The organism is [Mycoplasma] cavipharyngis, assembly GCF_042984175.1.
Taxonomy (GTDB): domain Bacteria; phylum Bacillota_I; class Bacilli_A; order Mycoplasmatales; family Mycoplasmoidaceae; genus Mycoplasma_N; species Mycoplasma_N cavipharyngis.
In genome coordinates, this window is sequence record NZ_CP155569.1 from 25,108 (window position 1) to 48,488 (window position 23,381).

Here is a 23,381-nt window from a genome sequence, read left to right on the forward strand (position 1 = left end):
AATTTTATTTCTTTTGTTCTAACTTACTAATTTTTTCAATTCGTTGACAGTGTCTTCCACCTTCAAATTCAGTGGTTAAAAAAGTTTTAATAATTTCTCTATTATCATCAAAACTACTAAATCGTGATGATAAGCATAAAACATTAGCATGATCGTGCGCAATTGCATAATAAGCCAATTCCTTACGATCAACTAATGCTGCTCGAATTTGAGCAAACTTATTAGCAGCAATACTAACACCAACACCTGAACCACAAATAATAATGCCATAACTTTGAGTATCATTTTGAACTTTTTGACAAACATTAGCTGCAATATCAGGATAATCACAAGCTTGAAAACTATTAGTTCCTAAGTCTTCAAAAGGACAATCAATTTCTGCTAAAAAACGCTTCATATCTTCTTTTTGACCATAACCAGCATGATCTGCACCAAGATATACTTTTTTAACTTGTAGTTTTAGTTTCATTGTTTTCTTCCTTTAAATTATTGCGTTGATAATCAGCAACAAAATAACTTCATTTATTAACATTCGTTTTTTGAAATGCTGATTTATTTTTACTAGCAATTTCATCTCAAGAATGATGGTAATTAAACAACTGGTTAGAAAATTGTTTAATTACATCTTCATTTTCATAACGAAAAACATGGTATGCTAAACTAAATTGGAAAAACGATCATAACACTAAAGTAACAATATTACTAATACCAATAAAAGTTAAAAAAATTCCTAAAAATCCAACATTAGAAATATTGCCAATTAAACTAAAATTATTAGCGCCAATGCTATGAGCGTTTTTAGCAACAACATAAGTAATAATAATTGCAACAAAATAAAATGTTTGACTTAATATTGAAAAATAAGCACCATTTCTTAAATATCTTGTTGGGTTTTTAGTAAGATTAGATAAGACAACTTTGGTTTTTTTAAAAAGATAATCTTTATTTGCTAATCACAAATAAAGACTCATTAAAACAAAATTAATTGTAATTGTTAAAAATAAGTATACTGGATAAAATGCTGTTTGTAATAAATCAGGATTTAAAAATCTGATTAAAATCATATAAATTGCTAAAAAGAAAAAAATTAAGACAACTGATACTAAAGCAAAATATCAGTATCAAATTTTTCATTTAAACTCAGGCAATTGATTTTGGTTTGTAATTTTTTGATTGGATCGCTCAGACATTAATTAAATACTTCCATCATAAAATACCAATAATTAATTAAACTAATCGCTGCTGTTTCACTGCGAAGAATATTATCATTCAATTTTATACTAATAACTTTATCTTTTAAAATTTCAAATTCATGAGTTGCAAATCCAGCACTAGGTCCAACAATTAAAGCAGCATTTTTAATTTTTTTATTAACTAATTGGTTGTTAATTTTTTGATTTCTACAACGTTCATCAGCTAATAAAACAATTTGATAATCTTTCAATTGCTCTATCATCTCTTTAAACTGAATTGGTTGCTTAACTTCAGGTAAATAATATCGGTTTGCTTGCTTAGCAGCGCTAATAATAATTTTATTTAAACGTTCAATTCGAATCAGATCATTTTTTTGACTGTAGTGAAAATAAACGGGAATAAAACAATCACAACCTAATTCAGTTAGTTTTTCTACCATTAAATCCCAATTTTTTTGCTTACTAACTGGTAAATAAAAAGTCGTCTGATAATTTTTAGTTGTTAGTGGCATTTTTGCTAAAATCAAACAAGCAATTTGATTAGAACTAATTTGATCAACTTGACATAAATATGGTTGGTTTTGATAAACACAACAAACTTTTTCTTGCAACTTAATTCTTAAAACATTAACAGCATGATGATAATCTTCTGCTGACAAATATAAAAGATCATTAATTTTAGTTTTAACAAAAAATTGACGCATTATAAACTTTTAAAATAATTCTCTAAAACAGCATTAACTAATTTATACTCACATTCACTAGAATATTTTTGTGTTGTAATTACTGCTTGTTGAATTAAAACGTTTTTCGGAGTATTTTTAACGTGATATTCAGCAACTGCTTCAAGAATAATTGATAATGTTGTTTGCTCAAGTCGATTAATCGTTCAATCACTTCTTAAAAATGCTGAAATTTGTTTAATTAATTGAAATTTATTAGCTAAATAATAATCAAAAATTGATTTTTCAAAATCAGTTCACTGATCATAATTAATGATCCGTGATTTATAGCCTCTTAGAGGAATTGCAAAAATTAAATCCGAAAAAATTGTTTCAATGACAAATATTCTTCTTTTTCAAAAGGGCAACCTTTCAGGTTGATCAGTACTCATATTTTTATTGTTCTTTTTCTTTTCTTTGTAAATATACTTTAAAATTGTGGTTTTTTAACCAACGGTAATGAATCATTTCATTTCTTCAAAAACCTAAAATGACATATTTTTTATTTTTGTCTAATAATTTTAAGTTTTTTTGATCATCAAAATTATCCATATAAATAAATTGCTGGTGAAATTGATAAAATTGATCTACTTCTTTATTATAAATAAAAACTAAAACTTGAATTTGCTTCTTAGTTAGTAACTGAATAATTTTTTTGTTAGTTAAAAAATTAATTCGATATTCTAAACCTAAAATATTTTTAAAATCATTTCAAGTTAATAAACTAAGTATTTTTTTTCAATGATTTTTTTGATAAATTAGTTTGCAGTATCAATATTTGGTTGATAAATAATTTAATCAATGTTTCATATTTTATCTAGGTAAAGATTTTTTATAAACAAAAGTAAGGATGATATATTTTTTTGCTTCTACTTTAACTAAAGCATAAACTGGCTCATCTTTATTTCAAAATTCTTCACTTAAAATGCAATAATCCAATTCGGGGGCACTGATATAATTAATTTCATATGCATCTTCAACAGCTTTAGTTATTATATAATCTAAATTGATTGAATCAACATTTTTTAGCATTGGAATTCTTTCTTGAGCACGAGTTCTAGCATGTTCAGTTAAAACAAATTTAGTTCTATGATAAAAGTGCATTTTAAGAATACCTGACTGAATATTTGTTTTAATTATAAATCAAAGCAAATAACTACAAAAAATTATTTACTTTTTTAATCATCATCACTAATAATTTTTGGTTAAAAATTATTAGAAATTTATTAATTATAGTTATTAAATTAGTAGTTTGACTAATTTTTCAATTGAAAAACAAGTTAATTTTTTAATCTTAAAAAAATGATCATTATTAATAATTTACTAATCTAATTTTAGTGCTTTAGATGACAATTAATCTTTTAGTTTGCTTTCTTTTTGCGATAAAAAAGATTAGAAAATTTTTTATTAGAATTAGTTGATTTTTTAATTAATTCTGATGATAGTTCAATAATTTTATTTTGACACCAAATAATTGCATCAAACCATTTTCTTTTATTAATAATTTCTAAAATGATTTGGTTTAAATTACTATCAAACTTATTGTTTTTATTAGTTAGTGTGTACCAGTAGCGATAAAGTTTTTGAGCAAATAGTTTATGACCAAGAACATTAGCAATCACTTCTTTATAAAAATCAATGCTTTCAGCAAAAGTTTCATATTCTTGATCAACAATTAAGGCTTCATCATAACTAGATAAAATTCGTTCAATAAATTTATTAGCTTCATCAAGATAGTTACTAATACTTTGAATTAATGAATCATCTGGTTCTAATAAGTTTTTTGCATAATCTAAAATTTGGATTAAAAAGATTTTAGCGGTTCAGAATTTTTTAACAATCATTTTAAATTGATCGTTTGATTGATAAATTTCTTGATTTAAATCACTTAAGTTCAAATTGGTTGCTACTAACAATTTGGCAATTTCAGTATTAAATTTTAGTAAATCGCGATTAGTTGTTTGGGATAAATTGTCTTTAGCATTATTTAAGTTTTTGACATTTAAACTTAAGTTTCGAATTGATTCAAACAATTTATCTGATTTTTCAAAAATAGCAACACTAGAATTTTCTAACTCTTGTTTTCATTCTTTAATAATTGCTCCAGCCCATCTGACAAATGACTCAAGCATGTAACTGCTTTTATTAATAATTTCTTCTTCTAAAATTTTTTGATTTAATAATTCTTGCTCAACTTTACTTAAATGAATTTTCGCATCATAAAAAAAGGCTGACTCAAGCATTAAGTTAATAATTTTTTTCGTTTTAGTAAATTCACCTTTTTTTAGAGCAACTAAAGTATTTTCATAATTAGTGCTAATTAGTTTATCACTTTGATTAATATCTTTTAATTCTTGAGCTGAAAAGTGCAAATTTAGTTCGTTTTTAGTTTTTTGGGCATTTTGAAAAACATCAGCAATTTTCTGCATTTTTTTTCAGTTTTCATAAGCATTAGAATTTCATTTAGCATAAATACAAATGTTTCTGACAACTTCTTCAAATTTTTCTAACAATTCTTGTTTATTAACAACACTAATCAAAAAATTAATTTGTTTTAAATCATTTTTAATAATGTCAATTAAACGGAATAAGTTTTTGTTAAAAAAATCTTGAGGCAACAAATTCTTAATATAAAAATTATCTATTTCAACAAAGATTTGTCTTAATTGAATTAGTAATTTTAAACTACTTTCTTTAAACGCTTTTGAATCTAAGGCATTTTTATCAATATTAGTAATTGATTCTTTTAACATTGCAACATCATTCTTAATTATGTTGAATCTTTTTTTATAATTGCTAAAATCAGATTCATTTTTAATTTTTCGCAGTAGAAAAATATTTTGTTTAGTAATTTTTAAATTTTGTTCATGCACTTTAATCGATCGTTTTAAAAAGTGAACAATCGAATTTAAGTGATAATCTTTTGTTGTTATTGAATTGATATATTTTTCTCTTTTAACGACTTGACTATTTTCTAAACGGTTAAATTGAATCAATAATTTATTTTCTTCTCGTTGAATTAATCAAATTTTTAATCATAAAAGAAAAATAATTAAAAAAATAGTGATGAATAAAATCGCTATTGTTAATAATGCGATTTGTAGAAAATTCATGATTAAACTTTTTCAATTTTTATTCTAAAATTTTGATATTTCTAATATAATATTTTAGTTAATTTTTTTATTGCAAAATTATTACATTTAATAAGTAATTTTAAATTAAAAAGTTAATCTTTATTGTCTATTTTTTAAAAATCTTAAAATTTGATAATAACGATTCAATTAATTATTATAGAGGCAAAAATGTCAAATTCAAAAACCGAAGTTGAATCAGTAGTTGCTGAAAATACTGAGCAAGCCCGCAACGATCATCGTGTTGAGGAAGCTAATTCAACTGCATCAGAAAATTTAGATCAAGATAAGAAAAAAATCGAAACCAATCCTTTAGTACCACTATCAAAACTAATTAATGGCGGTGTTCACATTGGGCTTAAACCAAATAAATGGAATCCAAAAATGAAACCATTTATTTATACAAAAAAATTTAATCACATTATTGATATTCGTAAATCAATGAGTTTTTTAAACACATCATTTCAATATTTAGTTGATTTGGTTCGTGCAGGTGGTGAAGCGCTTTTTGTTGGTACTAAAAACAAATTAATTAGTGAACTAATTAAATCAGTTTGTGAAAAAAATAACATTTATTATGTAACCCAGAGATGATTGGGTGGAACTTTAACCAACTTTAAGCACATTTCTTTTTCAATTAAGAAATTAAATTCTCTAAACACCTTATTAGCAGACGAAAAATTGCAAGAAGGTCGAACTAAAAAAGAAATTCTTGATTTAACTCGTGAACGTGATAAATTAGAAAAATTTTATGGTGGAATTAAAAAAATGACAAAACTTCCTCAAGTTTTAGTCTGTTTTGATCCCGTAGAAGATAAAAACTGTATTTTAGAAGCTAGAAAAATGGGCATTCCTGTTATTGGAATTGCTAATACTAATGCTGATCCGACAATCATTGATTTTATTATCCCTGCTAATAATTTTTCGATTCGTTCAGCCTACATTCTTGTTAATGTTTTAGCTGATGCTGTATTGTATGTTAATCAAAGTCCAACAACAATTGCTTTTAGAAGTGAAGATGAAATTGTTTTACCAGAAATTCAATCAAGAAATTATGGTTCAAAATCAAAACGAACAACCTTACCTTCATCCCATCATAGAAAAAATCAATTTACACCAATTAATAAAAACATTACAACTGAAAAAAGAACTGCTTAAAGTAATTTAGTTGTTATCAATTTAAAACAAACAATTTAATTTGTTAAAATAAAATATTAATTTATTTTATTTTAATGCGCCAGTAGCTCAGTAGGATAGAGCACAAGCCTTCTAAGCTTGGGGTCAGGGGTTCGAATCCCTTTTGGCGCGCCATTATATAATTTCTTAATGATTAATCAAGACAACTATTAACCAATAGTTGTTTTTTTATTGCTGAAAATGCTAAAATTAAACAATGAAAACAAAAATTATTTTTGGACTTGGCAATCCTGGTTGACAATACTATAAAACTCGTCATAATATTGGATTTATTATTATTGATCACTTAATTAAAAAATTTGATTTTAGTAATTCAGCCAATCGTTTTATTGCCGAATGTGTTTATGGTTACTATAATGATCAAACTAAAGTGATTTTGATTAAACCACAAACTTATATGAATTTATCTGGTGTTTGTGTTTTAAACATAATGCAATTTTTTAAAGTTAACTTAAATGATATCTTAATCATTTATGATGATTTAGATTTAACTTTTGGCAAAATCAGAATGAAACAAAATGGTTCAGCTGGTGGACAAAAAGGTATGGCTGATATTATTGAAAAACTAAAAACAGATCAAATTTATAGAATTAAATTAGGAATTGGACCTAAAAAAGGCGATGCTAAAAATTTTGTTTTAAGTAATTTTAGTGATCAAGAACTTTTAGCTATTGAGCAAATGTCAAAAAAAGTTTTTATGGCATTAAAAATGTTTTTAGATGATCAAAAACCTGAAAAAATTATGAACTTTTTAAACTAGGTTTTTTGTTTTTAATTATCAATTTAATTTTTCAAAATAATTTTCATAAAATAAAAGTTACTATTAATCCTAATGATGTTCCACTAGTAGCATAAGCAATTATTTCTTCTTGAGTTAATTGATTAGTTGAACTATTTGCTTTTTGATTAGTTTGTGTTTGCTCAATGAGTGAGGTTTGGTTATTGTCTTTAGTTTGATTATTGTTATCAACTTGATTAACTAATGAATTTTGATCTTCACTATGTTCAGGATTTTGATTATTAACAACTACTTGATCTTCTTGATCAGAAACTGCTTGATCTTGATTTTGATCATTATCTAATGTTGGATCATGACTACTTTGATTATCATTAGTATCATTTTGATCATTCTTATTAGGATCATTTTTACTAATAACAGGTTCATTACTAGAATTTTGATCATCACTGGGCTTTAAATGATTTTCAGGTTGAACTTGATCATGATCATTTTGATCATTAGAAACTATTTTTTAGGTTGACTTGGTTTTTGAGTTTCTAATTTATTAGAGTCATTTTCTTTTTTTCTAGTTTGATTTTGATAATCAAAATAATATTTTTTTACCCCTTTAATTCCATTCTTATTTAAAATCACAATTAGTTCTAATCGATCTTTTTCACTAATCAATTTCAATTGATAATCAGAACGAATAATTCCTTTCTGAATGCTATTTGATGGTAATTCTAATAGTTCTGATCAAACATTATTTTCATTATATGATGAAGGTGGATTTGTGATTTTTGTAGTTTTAGTTATTGGAGCTAATGTATTAGGATTATGAATTACAATTGGTTTTTGATAAAATTGTTTTCAAATATTTAAAGTTTTCTGATCAGGATTTTTAGGTTCAATTTTAATTGCAAATGTTTCTTGCAAATCATTAACATCATCAATAAACTTAAAATCTAATTTGTCTAAAGTACGAAAGTCCCAATTAAGATCTGCTTGAGATTGAAGCAATCTTTTAATTGATTCAACATTATAAATTTCTGAATTTAATTGATCAGAATTAACATTAATGTTTCTAGTAATTGTTTTTAGTTTTTTTAAACCAACAATTTCTTGATCACGATAAGCTGATTTTGTGAAATCAAAGTAACGAATTTTTAATTTACCATTTAAATCATCAGGTAAAACTTTTAGTTTTAATTCTTTAAGATATAAGTTATTATCAATTAATCCTGAAGCGTTTTTTAACTCAAAAACTTCTTTTAAATTTTTATAATCTAATAAATCAGATGGATAAAATTTTTTAGCTTCATCTGTTTTTAATTTAACTTTTTCAATTACTTGATAATTAAAGTTTTTTAGAACATAATTTTTTGTTGTTTCAAAAAAGGGATATTTTTTGGCATTAACTTCAAAATTTCAATCTTGTTGATTAAAACTAAGTAAGCGATATTTACTGGATTCAACTTTAGCATGAATTTTTAAATCAGTAATATTAATTTTGTCTTTAAAATTTTCAGAATAAATAATATGTTCAGCAGCACCATTAATAATTTCAAGCAAACTATAATATCGTGTATTAGCATTATGATTATTAATTTTATATTCTAGAGCAAACTTAAATTTTGAAGCAACTGCTAAAAACTTTTTTAAATTAATTTTTTTCTCTTTAATTTTCAAATCATTTAATAGAATTCTAATTTTGAAATTATTATCGATTTTCTTAATTGGTTGCACTGAAAATAAGTGATCAAAATTAACATGATAAACATCATCAAGATACTTATTTTTAACTTTATTTTTTTCAATTAAAGGAGTAAATTCTTGAACCACTTTTTTATTACTTTTTTGTGGTTTAATAAAAAATTGGAGATTAATTGGATCACGAAAATTTTTAATGTTTTGGGATGCAAAATATTTTGTTCCATAATATGAAGTACCATACTTTTGATCAATTAAAGTAAGTTTATGTGAATTTTTATCCCAACCGGTTTTAGTAATAATTACTTTTTTAGTTGGTTGATAATGAAGATAATTAATCATTTGTTTTGTGATATCATCAATTATTTCAATAACATAATTACTTTGATCATCATAACTGACAAATTTTGGGATCGTTTCATTTTTATTTAATAAATCATATTGAAGATAAACTGGCACTTTTGATGTGTTTTGCTCTAAATTAATTTTTAATTTAAATTGTTGTGAAGCAAAATCACCACGTTTTTTAAAACTAGTATAAAACTTTTCAGTGGCATTGTAACGATAAGTTCCTTTTGAATCAAGTCAATTAATTGGAGTAATTTTTAATGTTTTAGCAATATTTGCTGCTTCATTGGAATTAAATTTTTGATCAATGATATTTCATTTAGAATAATTAATGAGCGCATTGCGATCATTCAATGCAATCTTACTAACTGAGGTATTTTTATTTAATAAAAAATAAATTGGAACTTGATCGATTTGATAATTAGTTGTATAATAAATTCGTTTAATTTGATCTATAGAACATGATGGTGGTTGATTGTGACACAAATGAGCAATTTTATTAGCATTAGTAATTACTTCTGATTCAACTGAGAAAATACGACGATTATTAGATTGATTAAAATAAAATATATCATCACTTGCAACTTGACGATAAACTTTTAGTAGATTAGTTTTTCTTTTTTTAACAAATGTTTGATAATCTAATTCACCTGCTTTAAATTGTTCAACTAAAGCATCAGAAACTTTAATTTTAGAACTATCATATAACTGATAACTAGATTGATCTAATTGTTCTGAAATCGAATTAGTAGAACTATTATGTTGAATTATTTTTTGATTCAATCAACTTGAAGATGATCATGATTGATTGGAATTAACTAATAATGATGGAACTACTATAGGAATATAACACAATATTTTAATTAATGATTTTTTTAGTAATCACACAATAATTTCTTCTGCCTTTTATTTTTTACTTACTACTTATTCATTAAGTTAAAAATTACTAAAAGCAGAATTTGATTGATAATCATTTAAAAACTATTGATTTGAAATTAAATTATTATTCTTTAAATGTTGAATTATTTTTTCTTTAACTAACTTTTCTTTGAAAACTCATTCATAAGCAAAAATACTAAAAACCTTATAACCTTTGAGTTTTAATAATTGATCTAATTCTAATTGTTGATTAAAATCAATTTGATCATTATTAATTAATTTAATTAATAAAACAACGCGATTATTTTGATCACTAATTTGAATTAAATATTGTTTAATTGCTTGATTGAAAACTAATTTAACATGATATTGTGATGATAGGATTTGTAAAATTCAATGACCAATTTCTTGATAAAAATTTAGTGCTAAATTACTTAGTTTTTGATGATTGTGATTTTGGGAATTATGAACTAGACATTGAAAAAACAACTGATTAATTTTGTTTTTAAATTCTAATTTCTGTTCTTTTAAACAATGATAAACAATAATTTTATTTTTAGTTCAAAATAGAAATTTTTTAATTTTAATTAATGATTTAGGATCATTATAAAAATTTTGGTTATCTAAAATATTATTAGTTAATGAAATACGATCAGATAAAACTAAAATTAATCGATCAACAAAAAACTTAATTTCTTGATCTAAATCAACAATAATTAATCAACCCTGATGACAAGCTTGTAATAAACTAGAATTAATAACAATCATTTTTAGTAATTGGTTTTTAATTTTTGTATCTTTGACAACAACTAAACAAGTTGATTTTTGTTTTTGATAAGTTAATCATGTTATTAAATCACTCACTAATTTTTCTAAAATGCTTAAAAGATTTTTTTCAGGATAATTTTGATCTTTAATGGCAATTGAAACAAACTGATCATTAATGACTAAATTATTAGTATTAATAGTATGAAAATTAGGATCAATTAATTTAGCAATCGAATAATTATTAAGATTTAAGTTATAAGTTAAATCATTTTGAACAACATTATTTTGATTAATTGCTGCTAATATTTTTGGATTAAGATCATTTTTTTGATACAAATAAAACACTTGGTTATTATTAGGAAAACTTAAAATATCTAATAACATGTTTTGCTTAGTATGACTAATAAATCAGTATGAAGATAAAAATTGGTTGTGAGCAATTTTTTGATTTAATTGATGATGCTTATTTAAATCTCAAATAATAAAAGGGAATAAATCAATAATAATTTTTCAATAGTGTTTTAAGAAAACACTTGGTAGTAAACCGATTGGTCTTTTTTCAACTAAATCAAACATTTCAAAAATGATTTTTTGTTTTTGTTCAGAAGCTGATTGAATTCTCTTTTGTAAATCTAGAAAATAATTTTGAACTAAAATTTTGTTATCATCTTTTCAATTAATTGCTTGATAATTTTTATTAGTTAATTGCAACAAATTTAGTTTTTGAAATTTTTGAAAAATTGATAAATCTTTGATTCATTGATAATTAACTAATGCTAGAAATTGATGTTGATCTTTATCAGTAAAATTTAGTAATAGTTTTAAATCTTTTTGAGAAACATAAAATAAATTACTAGTTGCAGCATGATAGAAAAACTTATAAATTTCTGTGTAATAAATTTGATCTTCTTCAGTTAAAGTATAAATTCTTACTCGATCAGGAAATTTATGATCTTCAATGTATTTTTTTAAATAATATAAACCTTTAGCAACATTATTTTGATCATACTGAAATAAAAAGTTTTTATGAGTAGCTAAATTTTTTCAAAATTGATCATAACCATATGAATTTAAAAAATCTTTATTTTCTGTACTTAATTGACAAATTAATTTAATTTGTTGAAATAAGGATTTTAAATTAATGTTTTGTTCTTGACAATATTTAAAAGCAACTAAAGCTGCTTGTGATCAAGTTTTGTTTTTCTCTTTTTGATTAATTGTTACTAAAGCATCATCTAAACTTTGTTTTTGTAATGATTTTAATTGATACAATTGTTCAAAAATTTGATTTGCTGCTGGATTAAAATTTTGATTAGATGAACTTACTCAATTTTTTTCAAAAACTTGATCTAATTGTGCTTTAAAAGTTAATAATTGATCATAAAAATTTGTTGCTTGACTATCATCATAATTAAAAAAAATTAAACTTTTAAGATCATGATAATTATCATTCTTAGTATTAATCATTTCATTAAATAATTGATACTGATCATGAAAGACAATTGTATTTTTATTTTGCACTAAATTAGCAAACACTAAATCAAAAATTAGTTTGGCATTAATGATATTAGCAGCATTGTAGTGAATGATATTTTGTTTTTTAAAATTGAAAAGATTATTTTCATAATTAAAAAAGATTTTTGGTTGATGAAAATCAAATTTGAAATTAGTATTAAAACTTGCTAATGAATTAAATGATAAAGCATTTTTTCAATCAACAACCACATTAGTATGATCAATGTTAGATAAATAAAAAACTTCTTTTAAAACAAACTCTTGATTTGAATAATTTGCACCATTTAATTGAAAGTGATTTTTAGCAATTAAATTTGTTCTAATTTGCTGATAATTTAAAAAACGATCAAAATCATTGAAATTAAATTTTTTTAAAAAATTAATTTTTTCATTAGTTAATTCAGGATTAAATCAATAAGAGTATTTTTTTGCTTTAACTAGTTGAAGTTGATCATTAGCATCAATCAAAATTTCTACTGGAAAAAAAACTAAAGGAGCATTAATAATATTGTTTTTAGTTTGATTATGATTTGCAATAAAATTAGTACAAATAACTAATTGGTGAACTTGATTTAAATGAATGTTTTGATCATGAATTAATTGTTTTAACAATAAGTTATTTTTATATTTAAGAAAAATTTTTTTTCATTCAAACGCTTGTTTTCAAGCAATTAATTTATCTTTAGCATTTTTTAGTTCGACATACTTTAATTTCAGCACTTTTAACATTTCAATTAAAAGCTCAATATTTTGTTTTTTTAATTCAACTAAAAAATGATTAAAGTTTTTGGACTGATGAAAAATTTCAAAAATAATTTTAAAATGATAAGCAAAATCAAATTGCAAATGATTTTGATCATTATTTAAAAATGCAATAATATCTGCTTTTTTAAAATACAAACTTAAGTTAATATTTTTAGAACTAGAAAAGTTGTAATTTAGCATATGATTATTTTAATTGTTTTTTAAATTATGATTGATTTAAAAAAAGCTATTATTCAATTATTTACTGATTGAATAATTTTAAAAGATTAAAAATTGCGATTTTCTTAATTTTTTAGTAAAATCATTTATAATAAATAGAATAGTTTTATCGTTTATTTATAAAATTTAATAAGAGCAAAATAACAATTGGTGGTTCAATAATAAAAATTTACACTAATTAATTTTAAACGATTCAATTATTATCAATTATAAAAAAGGTAGACAATAAGAATTTTAGTTTTATTAGAACTTGATTTAAGGCACTTGAAGCAAAACTTAACAACTTAAACACTAATAGCATTGATTAGATATAGTTAATTGTTTTATTTTTGAAATAAACAATTATTTTTTATTGATTAAATTTTAACTAGAAATAATTTTATTTATAAGGAGTGTATAAACAAAATGGCTGTACAACAAAGAAGAGTAAGTAAAACTCGAAGAGACAAAAGAAGAAGTCATATGGCCTTAAAGGTACCGACTTTAACATCTTGTCAAAATTGTTCTAAATTTATTAGACCACACCGAGTTTGTTCATGTGGCTATTATCGTAATCGTAACATTTTAAATAAATAATTTATAAAAAGGAAATCTTACTATGTCTGATCAAGCTAAGGATGCATTAAAAAAATTAGAAAAAATTAATATTAAAAAGTATCAAAATTATAAAATTCGTGATTCATTAACGCTTTTTAATAGTGTTTTAATTTTAGATATTTTAATTATTTGTGTTTCGATTGGTATTATTATTGCCCATTATTTAATAAGATAGTAAATTAATAAAAAAGATAATAACTAATTATGACAGAGTTTAAACTATTAAAACTAAGTGCATTAGAAAAAATTTTGGATCAAAAAGACTCACTAACAAAACCTTTATTAGTTTTATTTAAGTGAGATCAATGTAGTTATTGTATTGATAATGTTCCTAAAATTGAAACAGAATTAAATTCTTCTCAATTTTCTGGTCTAACAGATAATTATTGCATTGATACTGATTCAGAAAAGATTTGAGCAGAAGATGGTTTAAATTCAAGATGAAAAATTAATGTGACACCAACTTATCAAATGTATGATGTTAATAAAAAACTAGTTTTTGAACAACAAGGTCCTTTATCACTGGAAACTTTAAGCCATGTCTTTAAAAAAATTATTCGAGAATAGTTTTTTATTATTTCAACAGTTAGTTAAACAATATTTTTTTACATTTCTTAGTTTTTTAGCAGGCTTAACCTTTTTTTTACATTTTATTATTTATAACAGCACTAGTGGAGAGTGAATTCATGCTTTAGTGCAATGAACAACACAAAGCAACATATTTGCTTTTTTGATTGTTGTATGTTATTGTTTGTTTAAAAAAAGTTTTCTTTTTAAAAACAATCTTTTAATTTTAGTGGCTATTAATATTTTGTTTGTTGCTGCAGTAGGGTTTTGATTAGTGTTGTTTCCCGTTGCTTTTGCAGGATTATCTTATTATTTATTTCAACCTAAGCCTAATGGCAGTCAGCATGAATCATTGTTTTTAACAAATTTCTTTTATATCTGAAATCATGGTGTGACTCAAATTTGTTATTTCATGTTTATGTTAGAAGCATTTAGAAATAACAAAAACAAAAATGATTCTTTAGTTCCTATTAATTTTAAAAAAATTATTTTAGTAACATTAGGATATGCTACATTTTATCTTTTAGTTTTTGGTGCCATTTTAACTACAACAACTAATATTTTTCCAGTTTATGGCATTTTTACTAATTTTAATCCTAATAAATTTGTTATTGATGATCAACAGCGAGAAATTAGATTATTTAATTTACAATTATTAGTAACCTCAATTGTCGGTTTATATTTAATTGTCAGTTTAATAACTTTTTTTAACTGAAGAATTTCATTACAATTAAATAATAAAACATCTAAAGAATTATTGAAAAATATTGTTTAAATCCATGAAAAATTATTGAAAAGATTTTTTTGAAAACTTTAAAACCAATTCTAATTCCACCTTTATTAAAAAACAGATTTTGAATGTTTCCTTATTTCATTTAATTTCTTTAGTTGCTCTTGTTTGTGCTATTGTCCTACTAGTTTTAGGATCATTAAGAGAATTAATTATTTTTGATGTTTTTGGTGCTATTTTCTTAATTTGTTTTTTTCTGTTAATGACTTTATCATGGGTTTTAATTATTTTATTAAACCAAAACACTTTTTTTGTTAAACGAATTATTGGTTCTAAATTCAATTACTTGTTTTTTGCTTTTTGATTAGGTTTTAGTTTTACTGATGCTATTACTAAATATGAATTAGAAAATAACTATGATTTTGGTCATAATGATAATAAGTTTTTAGCACCAACTAAAAAATCTGATTCAGTTAGTTCAATTAAAAATGCTAAATCTGAAACTGATATTACTGATAGTATTGTTACTACTGAAATTTTAGAAGCTGCAGCAGAAACCAAATTAATTGAGCAAAAACCAAAATTAGATGCTCAAGTTAATGATCAAGTTGAAATGGCAACTAATTCTTATCAAGATCAAGAAAGTAAGTTGCATGCTAAATTAGTTGAATATCAAGAATTACTAAAACATAAAGAAGAATTAGAAGCCAAACTTGCTAACTTAAAAAATAGTTTTGCAACTGATAGTCAAAATGAAGAAGAATTAGAAAAAACAATCGTAATTGAAGATGTGAAAACCCAAATTATGCAACAAACTTCAATTATTGTTGAAGCTGAAAAAGAAGTTGATTCACTATTAAGTGAAATTGATTTTTCTTCTCGTACAAAAATGATTCGTAAAAAAGGTGAGTTAGAAAACTTATTAGCTTATTATCAAAATAAGAAAAATAAGTTATCTTCTAAAAATTAATAATTTTATTTAATTTAATTATATAATTATTCATACCGGCAGGTTTTTAAATGGTCAATAGACAACCCCTGTCGGCTTTTTTATGCTTTGTTTTAGTTATTAATTTCAACTAAATCAGTTTCTTAGGATTAAAAATAAAATAATTCAATCTTAATAAAAAAACAAACGGATGTTAAAGTCCGTTTTTTTATTGAACAAATTTAGTAATTTTTATTATTGAAAATTGAATTAATGATAATAATTCAAATACAACCAGTTTAATAAATCTGAAGGCAGAATTTGATCTAAAGACACTTTAGTACTTAGTAAATCAATCATCTGATTAGGTTTAACTTGTTTTTGTCTCACCACAATCTGCTCCTTCTTAAAACCTTCAAGCACAACTGAGCCAAAATTAGGATGATAATATTTACCATTAGATAACACAGGGTTTTCAACATCAAAAATGACTTTTTTAATCTTTTCAACCTCCACCCCCTGATTAACCATTAAATACGGCTGATTGAAAATTAGTTGCTGACTAGTATTACTATAATACACATCATTAAAATTAATTACTGGTTTAATGCCAAAAGAAGTTAACATCATTTCTAATTGTTCTCGTGCCTGTTCTAATTGACTTTTCTCACCATTTTCTAATTCTTGATCACTAACAACTAATCCTGAACTATCAATTAAACCTCACTGGCTTAGTTTTATCTTATTGGGCAATTGATTATCACTTAAATCAATCACTTGATTATTAGTTTTATTTCTCAACTGCTCAAAATAATTTTGAGCACTAATAGTATTTAATCCTTGAAGTTGCACCACACCAAAAACACTAAAAGTTAATGAATTAAGCTCATCTTGATTTAGTACAACTTGTCGTGTTAGAGGATGAAAATTAGTTCAATTAGGCACTAATTGCAGTTTTAAGGCATTAGTAATACTAACTGTTCGTGTTGCAGTGACAAACTGAAAGTTTTTATTATTTTGATCAAACGATTGAATTGCATCTTTCACTCTAACTTTAATATTAACACTACCATTAACAAAATCAATGTTGTCAAAAGTAATTGATTCAAACTGGGTTTTAGGCACACTTTTAGTTGTTTTAGGACTTTGAGTAGTACTATCAAGATCACTGCTGAACAAGCCATTAGCAATACTATTGTTATAATATTTGTCATTCACTAATTGGTATTTTAGCAAATTAATCGCATCTAAAGATGATTGATATTGTTCAGGACTCAACTTGTTTAATTCAATTTCATTTGACACATACACCTTTTTAGCTTGATTTAATAAGCTTCTAAAACTACTAATAATACTAATGACATTTTGATTGTGTAAATTATTATTAATTACAGTTGTATCTTCTAAAGGAATAATATTTTTTTCTTTAGGTTCAAACCGATCAAAATAGTTTGATAAGAAAAAAGTAATTGGATCACTAAACCACTGATTAGCATTAGCAATTTCAGCACGATCATTACTATTAAAATAGTTGGTGACAAACAACGTGTTTGCAGGAATAGTAATTGACCCTGTTGCATCATTAATTATAATGTTACTAAAATTAAATAAATCAACTGTTGTATTATAAATCGGTTTTGCAGTTGAAGCAAACAAGACATGATTAAGAAAACCTGCTAAAGAACTAAAGTCATTATAATTAATGTTAGTAGTATTATTAGCTTGATTAAGTTTTAGTGCTCTTAATTGAGCTAATCATTCAGATGGTAGTAAGTGTTTTCATTGGGTGTTTAAAGCAGTGTTAATAATGGTTGTACCATCCTTAAAGCCACTAGTAGCACTTACTTGATTAGTTTGTGCTGTGCCTGGACTCACATTTTGGTTGTTACTACTTCCAATGACTTGCAACTTCGTTTGACTTGGATTTAGTTCAACATTAATGTTAGGTAATTTAGTTAGTGGGGTGTTAGCATCAGAACTATTACCAGCAAAAAACTTACCAAAATGATAACCACCCTTAATGCCTAAATTTTTAATTATTAGTAAGTTGGCATCTTGATTAACACTAATGGCTTGAGCTAAGTTAGTAGATGATAGAGGAGTGAAACTATTATTAGCATCAATAATGCCAAAAACTAGTTGGGATTTTTGATCATCTAAAAAAGTAGTACTTAAAGTACTATTAGTACTAGATTGGTTATTATTATTAAAATAACTAATTTTAATTAAACTTAATAATAAGTTGTTGACAGAGTTGGTTGAACTAGCATTGCTCTGAACTTGTCTTCGTGTTCTTCTAGGAGCAGTTGCTTGATTTTTTAAGCTTTCTTTTAATTGTGCTACAAACTGACTTGGATCAGTTGGAATGGTCCCATTAGATCCATCTGGCTTTATAAAAGCAATATTAGAGCGTTGATCATTTGTTTGAATTCACTCAAAAACTGAAGCAGTAGTATTAAAATGATCAATTGAACTACTAACACTTTTTAGTAATGTTTCAAATTGATCATCATTTTTTTGGTACCATCCCACACTAAAACTTAGCTTACCTGAAAAAGCATCAACAGTTAAATTAGTAATTTTCAAACTAGTATTTTTAGGTAATCAGTTAGATTGAACCAACTGATCACTATCTTGATTTTCTCCTCATGCTTGACTCATAGCTCCACCTTGCTGCTGCTTAATCATCCCTGTGCTCTGATCAACCACCCCTTGTTTTAGTAAAACAAGTGGGTGCAACTTCTTAATATCAAGCTGATAATCATAAGCTGATAAGGATTTGTTAGCCTGATCAGGTTTAATCTCATAATCAAACACATTAAAGGTGTTAATGCTAATGTTTTGATTGATATTAATAAAACCATTGGTTGAACTACCACTAATTTGGATGCTAAAGCTTAGTTTACCTTTTAGATGATCAATAATGATGTTTGATACATACTGGTTCTTATCTTTTAAATAGTCTAATAAGAAGACTTGGTTAGAAGCAACTAAGGGATCAGCTGAGTCTGGAATAACTGAAGAGGTGGTGAGAGAATTGGAAGCAGTATTGTTGCTTGTGGGTTGACCACCATTACTTCCCACAATTGCTTGTTTTTTACTCTCATCAACCTCCAAGCCAACAAAACTAATGCCAAAATGAGTATAAATCCATTGTCTTGCTGCACTTTCATCTTCAGGAACAAACTGGTTAGGATAATTATTCTGATCAGAATTAAAATCAGTCACAATCTTCCTTTGGGTAGAAGAAGATTGTTGACCGGTTTGCCCCTGCTGCTTACCCCCAGCCACAAACTCCACTTTCTGCTGCTTAAACCCACTTAAGATAATATCAACAAGCTTTACCTTCTGATTAAACTGGTCTTTAACATCAAAAGATAAGGTGACTGATTGAGCATTTTCATCTACTGATTTAACATTAATGACATTAACTTGTTGACTAATAAAATTTTTAACATAAGCTGAAGTGTCTGCTCACTCACTTAAATGGTCTTTAAGTACTTGAGAAGTAATCGTACTTGCAAAATAGTTTTTGAGATTAGTTGTTGTCTTAACATCAAAAGTTCTGGTGGTGGAAGAAGAAGAACTTCCACCATTCTTAGGATCCAATCTATACTCAATATTTTGAACTAAATTAAAATCATAACTATAGTTTCAGTTTTGTAAGGGCGCACGAATCACTAGTTTAATTTTGTTGTAGTAGAAGGAAGGGGTATTAGCATCAGTGCTAGTTTTATACTTCAACAAATTCTTATCAACCCCTAATGGGTGGATCGAAGATAGTGTTGTTGTCATACTTGAACCATTGGCAACTGTTCAATTGCCTGCCATTTTCCTGCCATTATAATAGGGCAGTTGGCCAATTAGTTGAACTAGGGGTTGTGTGCCATTGTTGATTTTGGAAGCAGCAGAACCCCCTTGAGCCCCATTATTAGTAGAGGTAGGCACCCCATTATTATCACCTGGTGAATAACTCATTATCATGCTATCCCCATTCTCTTTAAAACTCAAATCATATTCAAGCCCATTAGCATTCGCATAAAAACTCGTTCAGTCAACGTTGGTTCATTCATTTGGAGTTATTTCTTTCCCATCTCCATACAACTTAAATTCTAGTTTTTGTGGATGAGTTCTACCACTTAGTCTACCATTATTAGACCCTCATGAGTTTTGGTTGTTACCATTTTGCGGTAGTGTTCGTGTGAGTAAATAAGGAATAAAGGAGTTGAATGATTGATAGGCATCAGAATTAGTGAAGTTGGAAGTGCCAACTTGTTTGTATTTGTCTGAACCTGTGGAGGAAGATTGATTCGACCCACCCCCATTTCCTGTGGAGGGGTCTACGCCCCCTACCATGCCACCCCCACTGTTTCCCCCAAACCCTGGCAGAATTAATTTGTCAGACCCCTGCTCATCCACATGAAAATCAAACGCATAAGTACTAGTTTGTCCTTTAGATAACACTTCATTATCACTTAGTTGATTAAACCAGTGAGCATAAATCCAGCGATCAAGTGCAGCTGTGGCTCATAACTTGTATGAGTTATAGGCAGGAGTATTTGTTCCATCCAGTGTCAAATTGTTAATCCCTGCAGACATATCAATCCCATCAGAAACATCAGCCACTTGATAAGCAAAATCACGGTTAATCCCGCCTAAATAAGTGTGGCTGAAAAAGGGTGTTTTATCTCCATTATTAACCAATCCCGCTAAATTCGCTCCAACTCAAATTCGGCGAAAATAAGGGTTGAAGTCAGTGGAAGAAGATCCAATTTGGTTGTTTCATGGAGCAATGGGTTTAGCCATCACATTTGTTGGGTTGTTTTTGATCATAATTTGCTTGGAGGGGGTCCCTGTGGGTTGTGGCATACCACCCCCACTGTTTGGACCTCCGGTGGTAGACCCCCCACCAGAAAACCCATAAGTAATCTGTCCTTCTGGACCTTCCCGATCAGCTTCCTTGACCGTCAACTTCGGTCATAAATACCAGCTATCAGTTGGCTTTTGCTGTGGTCAAAAATCAAGCAACTGGTTGTTAGCAAAACTAATTTTAGGTAATGTTTGATTGACATCTGCTAGACCAATTCGTTGGATTTTGTCGTTGGCTAATCCATCACTGCTAAGACCAAACATCATGTTGCCCATTCCTGGCTTCTCATTCACCATCCCCGTACTATAATACTTATTCCAATTCTCTGGATTAGGTCCAGGTCCGTGCAAGGTTTCATAAAACCCTTGTTGATCTCCTGCCACCTTCATTAATGATTGATGATAAAACCAGAACTGCAAGTAAGGTAGTGGTTTAATCCCTAATGGAGGAACATATTTAAGCCTATTACTACTAAAATTGATATTAGTAAATAAGTTGGGAGAAACGGGGATTACTTCAATTTGATTATGACTAAAGTCAATATTATTAATGTCTTTAGTGATCATTAAGCGAACTGAACCAAAGTTGAGGCCTTTGGAACGGTTAGCATTATTACTTCCTTGGATTAATCCATTTTGGTCAGTAGTAATGCCACTTGATGAGTCATACATCATGGGAGAAGAACTGTTGTTGGCATTCATAGTTGTGCTTGGACCCACCTGATTAACATACACTCCTCCTTCCTTATTATTAAAATAAAAGTTGTCAGATGAGATGGCAGCAAGGAAGGAGGAGTAGTCTGTGATGGTTTTGTTAGCGATTTGATTTATCAACAAATTAGTGGTAATGATAATAACTTAATTAGTTCAAAAAACTATTTAATTGATCCACTTAAAACTAATCAACCTGATCCAATTAAACTAAAAAAATCAACTAATTAATTATATTGCTAATAAATCAAATGATTTTAATATTAATAATTATCAAATTCAAGCAAATGAATAAACTTGAAAATAATTAACTACTTTTAGTGAAAAAAGAAGAGCAAACAAAACCACAATTTTAATTGACTTTGGATAAAATCAGTATTATTAAAAACTAAAATTAATTTCAAATTCTTATAATAAAAAGAAAAAATAAATAATTAAAGAAAATCTTATGAATCATAAAAACAAAATTGGAGCAAAAACAACAAACAATTTAAATCATAATACTAGTGTTAAAAAGTAGAAAACGATTTTAAATCTTTAAATAATCTCAATTAACAATCTAAAAAAGTTAATAAATTGTTTAAAGAACTACAACATTTAAAAAGTGTTCATGAGGATTTATTAACTAAACAGAAACAAGCAGAACTTGATTTAGAGCAAAAAGTTCAAGAATATCAAGAAGCAAAACGAATTTTCAATAGTAATAAAATCAAAAAAATTTAATAAAATAAATCTAATTAAAAAGGAGTAAATAAAAATGAATATTGAAAAAATGAAGTCAATTGTACCTCAAAATAAAACTGACATTATTTTTAATGAATTGGGTCAAAAATTAGAACATCATCCAATTATTATTTTTTATTTTGAACGTAAAGATGAATATTGTTATTTAAAAATTCGTAGCGCTAAACACGATGATGGAAAATTTAAAAAACCTAATTTTAATGATGTTTTTCTTCCTGCAAATCCTAATGCTAAAGGCATATTAAAAAAGGATTGTTATGTTGATCCTACTAAAATTTATTACATTAAAAGGCGTGAATTTAGAGAATATGTTAAAGAAGATGATGTTTATATCATTGACCAAATTGATCCAATTAAAGGATTAGATATTTATTCTGAAGTATTACATAACTTAGATCAAGAATCGCCCTTTTGTTCAATAATGAAAGTTAGTTATGATCAAAATTTAAAAAAATTTATTAGTAAAACCGAGTATGCTCATGAAGAATTATTAAATCATGAATGAAGATTATTACAAAAAGAAATAAAGGAAGAATCTTCAGAAATTAAGGAGAAGTGAAGGAATCAATTTGAAAATTTAAAAAAAACCGTTCATAAAAACGCTCCTAACTTTTTTTGTCCTGAATGAACTAACAAACAACTTTGCGAAGATATTGCTTGTTGTATTTCTGAAGAAATTCATTATTATTGAGATGACTTTTTTTTATTATACGAGCCCTTAGATGCAGTTTATGAAATATATGCAATTTATGAAAAGTTGCGTGATCAAAAAATTAAAGTTCGTCAATCAGCCCTTGATTCTAATCGACCATATACAATTGAAAATATTATCGAGTTTGAGAACTTTTTAGAAGAAAACAATTACATTCAATATCATACTTATCAAGAAATAAAAAAAAGAAGAAAAGAATAGCAAGCAGAAAAAACCAAAAAATTCAATTCATACGAACGATAAGAAGTAATATTTAATAATAGTAATTAAAAATAATCAGCATTAATTGTGCTGATTTTTTTATCAAACAAACCTTATTTAAAAGATATTAATTAAGTATTGAAACAAATTTTCAATA

At 25.9% G+C, this 23,381-nt stretch carries 20 protein-coding genes and 1 tRNA gene; 11 read left to right on the forward strand and 10 right to left on the reverse strand.

The window, feature by feature from the left end; all coding sequences use genetic code 4:
* Window positions 1–4: 4 nt before the first annotated feature.
* The 7 genes from rpiB to MCAV_RS00135 all read right to left on the reverse strand — a co-directional run bounded on the left by rpiB (window position 5) and on the right by MCAV_RS00135 (window position 5,028).
* Complete coding sequence (gene rpiB / locus MCAV_RS00105) at window positions 5–469, reverse strand: ribose 5-phosphate isomerase B (protein WP_391591867.1); 465 nt, start codon at window positions 467–469, stop codon at window positions 5–7.
* Entirely contained in the window at window positions 447–1,190 is a 744-nt protein-coding gene (locus tag MCAV_RS00110; protein ID WP_391591868.1) for a hypothetical protein, read from the reverse strand. Before MCAV_RS00110 ends, rpiB begins: the two co-directional genes overlap by 23 nt.
* Window positions 1,190–1,897 carry an RsmE family RNA methyltransferase gene (locus tag MCAV_RS00115; RefSeq protein ID WP_391591869.1) on the reverse strand — a complete coding sequence of 236 codons (708 nt, stop codon included), beginning with the start codon at window positions 1,895–1,897 and terminating at the stop codon, window positions 1,190–1,192. Before MCAV_RS00115 ends, MCAV_RS00110 begins: the two co-directional genes overlap by 1 nt.
* Window positions 1,897–2,307: a transcription antitermination factor NusB gene (locus MCAV_RS00120; RefSeq protein ID WP_391591870.1), complete on the reverse strand. Its 411-nt coding sequence runs from the start codon at window positions 2,305–2,307 to the stop codon at window positions 1,897–1,899. The genes MCAV_RS00115 and MCAV_RS00120 overlap by 1 nt, the downstream gene beginning before the upstream one ends.
* A gap of 4 nt (window positions 2,308–2,311) precedes the next feature.
* Complete coding sequence (locus tag MCAV_RS00125) at window positions 2,312–2,725, reverse strand: hypothetical protein (RefSeq protein ID WP_391591871.1); 414 nt, start codon at window positions 2,723–2,725, stop codon at window positions 2,312–2,314.
* A 3-nt stretch (window positions 2,726–2,728) separates the two neighbouring features.
* Entirely contained in the window at window positions 2,729–3,019 is a 291-nt protein-coding gene (locus MCAV_RS00130) for a hypothetical protein (protein ID WP_391591872.1), read from the reverse strand.
* Window positions 3,020–3,276: 257 nt separating this feature from the next.
* On the reverse strand, window positions 3,277–5,028 hold the full coding sequence (locus tag MCAV_RS00135) for a hypothetical protein (protein ID WP_391591873.1): 1,752 nt from the start codon (window positions 5,026–5,028) through the stop codon (window positions 3,277–3,279).
* Between the two features lie 189 nt (window positions 5,029–5,217).
* On the opposite strand from MCAV_RS00135, the gene rpsB reads away from it, so the two are divergent.
* The 4 genes from rpsB to MCAV_RS00155 all read left to right on the forward strand — a co-directional run bounded on the left by rpsB (window position 5,218) and on the right by MCAV_RS00155 (window position 7,497).
* Window positions 5,218–6,204 carry a 30S ribosomal protein S2 gene (gene rpsB / locus MCAV_RS00140; RefSeq protein WP_391591874.1) on the forward strand — a complete coding sequence of 329 codons (987 nt, stop codon included), beginning with the start codon at window positions 5,218–5,220 and terminating at the stop codon, window positions 6,202–6,204.
* Window positions 6,205–6,280: 76 nt separating this feature from the next.
* Window positions 6,281–6,357: transfer RNA gene (locus MCAV_RS00145), tRNA-Arg, on the forward strand.
* An 82-nt stretch (window positions 6,358–6,439) separates the two neighbouring features.
* Window positions 6,440–7,003 (forward strand): aminoacyl-tRNA hydrolase, encoded by a 564-nt coding sequence (gene pth / locus MCAV_RS00150; protein ID WP_391591875.1) that lies wholly within the window; start codon window positions 6,440–6,442, stop codon window positions 7,001–7,003.
* A gap of 182 nt (window positions 7,004–7,185) precedes the next feature.
* Entirely contained in the window at window positions 7,186–7,497 is a 312-nt protein-coding gene (locus tag MCAV_RS00155; protein WP_391591876.1) for a hypothetical protein, read from the forward strand.
* On the opposite strand, the gene MCAV_RS00160 is transcribed toward MCAV_RS00155, so the two are convergent.
* Together MCAV_RS00160 and MCAV_RS00165 are read right to left on the reverse strand one after the other, a co-directional pair.
* The gene (locus MCAV_RS00160; protein ID WP_391591877.1) at window positions 7,487–9,907 is read right to left on the reverse strand and encodes a hypothetical protein; all 2,421 of its coding nucleotides are present in this window, start codon (window positions 9,905–9,907) and stop codon (window positions 7,487–7,489) included. The two genes, MCAV_RS00155 and MCAV_RS00160, sit on opposite strands and share 11 nt — an antisense overlap.
* A 93-nt stretch (window positions 9,908–10,000) precedes the next feature.
* Window positions 10,001–13,126 carry a hypothetical protein gene (locus MCAV_RS00165; RefSeq protein WP_391591878.1) on the reverse strand — a complete coding sequence of 1,042 codons (3,126 nt, stop codon included), beginning with the start codon at window positions 13,124–13,126 and terminating at the stop codon, window positions 10,001–10,003.
* Between the two features lie 444 nt (window positions 13,127–13,570).
* On the opposite strand from MCAV_RS00165, the gene rpmF reads away from it, so the two are divergent.
* The 5 genes from rpmF to MCAV_RS00190 are packed head-to-tail and all read left to right on the forward strand — an operon-like array spanning window position 13,571 to window position 16,029.
* Window positions 13,571–13,741, forward strand: coding sequence for a 50S ribosomal protein L32 (gene rpmF / locus MCAV_RS00170; RefSeq protein ID WP_391591879.1), 171 nt, complete (start codon window positions 13,571–13,573; stop codon window positions 13,739–13,741).
* Between the two features lie 22 nt (window positions 13,742–13,763).
* Window positions 13,764–13,937, forward strand: coding sequence for a hypothetical protein (locus MCAV_RS00175; RefSeq protein ID WP_391591880.1), 174 nt, complete (start codon window positions 13,764–13,766; stop codon window positions 13,935–13,937).
* A 29-nt stretch (window positions 13,938–13,966) separates the two neighbouring features.
* Complete coding sequence (locus tag MCAV_RS00180) at window positions 13,967–14,329, forward strand: hypothetical protein (protein WP_391591881.1); 363 nt, start codon at window positions 13,967–13,969, stop codon at window positions 14,327–14,329.
* Window positions 14,301–15,104 (forward strand): hypothetical protein, encoded by an 804-nt coding sequence (locus MCAV_RS00185; protein ID WP_391591882.1) that lies wholly within the window; start codon window positions 14,301–14,303, stop codon window positions 15,102–15,104. The genes MCAV_RS00180 and MCAV_RS00185 overlap by 29 nt, the downstream gene beginning before the upstream one ends.
* Before the next feature lie 4 nt (window positions 15,105–15,108).
* Entirely contained in the window at window positions 15,109–16,029 is a 921-nt protein-coding gene (locus tag MCAV_RS00190; protein ID WP_391591883.1) for a hypothetical protein, read from the forward strand.
* Between the two features lie 228 nt (window positions 16,030–16,257).
* Here MCAV_RS00190 and MCAV_RS00195 read toward each other — a convergent pair whose 3' ends face one another.
* Window positions 16,258–21,690, reverse strand: coding sequence for a hypothetical protein (locus MCAV_RS00195; protein WP_391591884.1), 5,433 nt, complete (start codon window positions 21,688–21,690; stop codon window positions 16,258–16,260).
* A 453-nt stretch (window positions 21,691–22,143) separates the two neighbouring features.
* On the opposite strand from MCAV_RS00195, the gene MCAV_RS00200 reads away from it, so the two are divergent.
* Window positions 22,144–22,290 (forward strand): hypothetical protein, encoded by a 147-nt coding sequence (locus MCAV_RS00200; RefSeq protein ID WP_391591885.1) that lies wholly within the window; start codon window positions 22,144–22,146, stop codon window positions 22,288–22,290.
* Window positions 22,291–22,324: 34 nt separating this feature from the next.
* Window positions 22,325–23,224, forward strand: coding sequence for an Mbov_0400 family ICE element protein (locus tag MCAV_RS00205; protein ID WP_391591886.1), 900 nt, complete (start codon window positions 22,325–22,327; stop codon window positions 23,222–23,224).
* Window positions 23,225–23,381 lie beyond the last annotated feature (157 nt).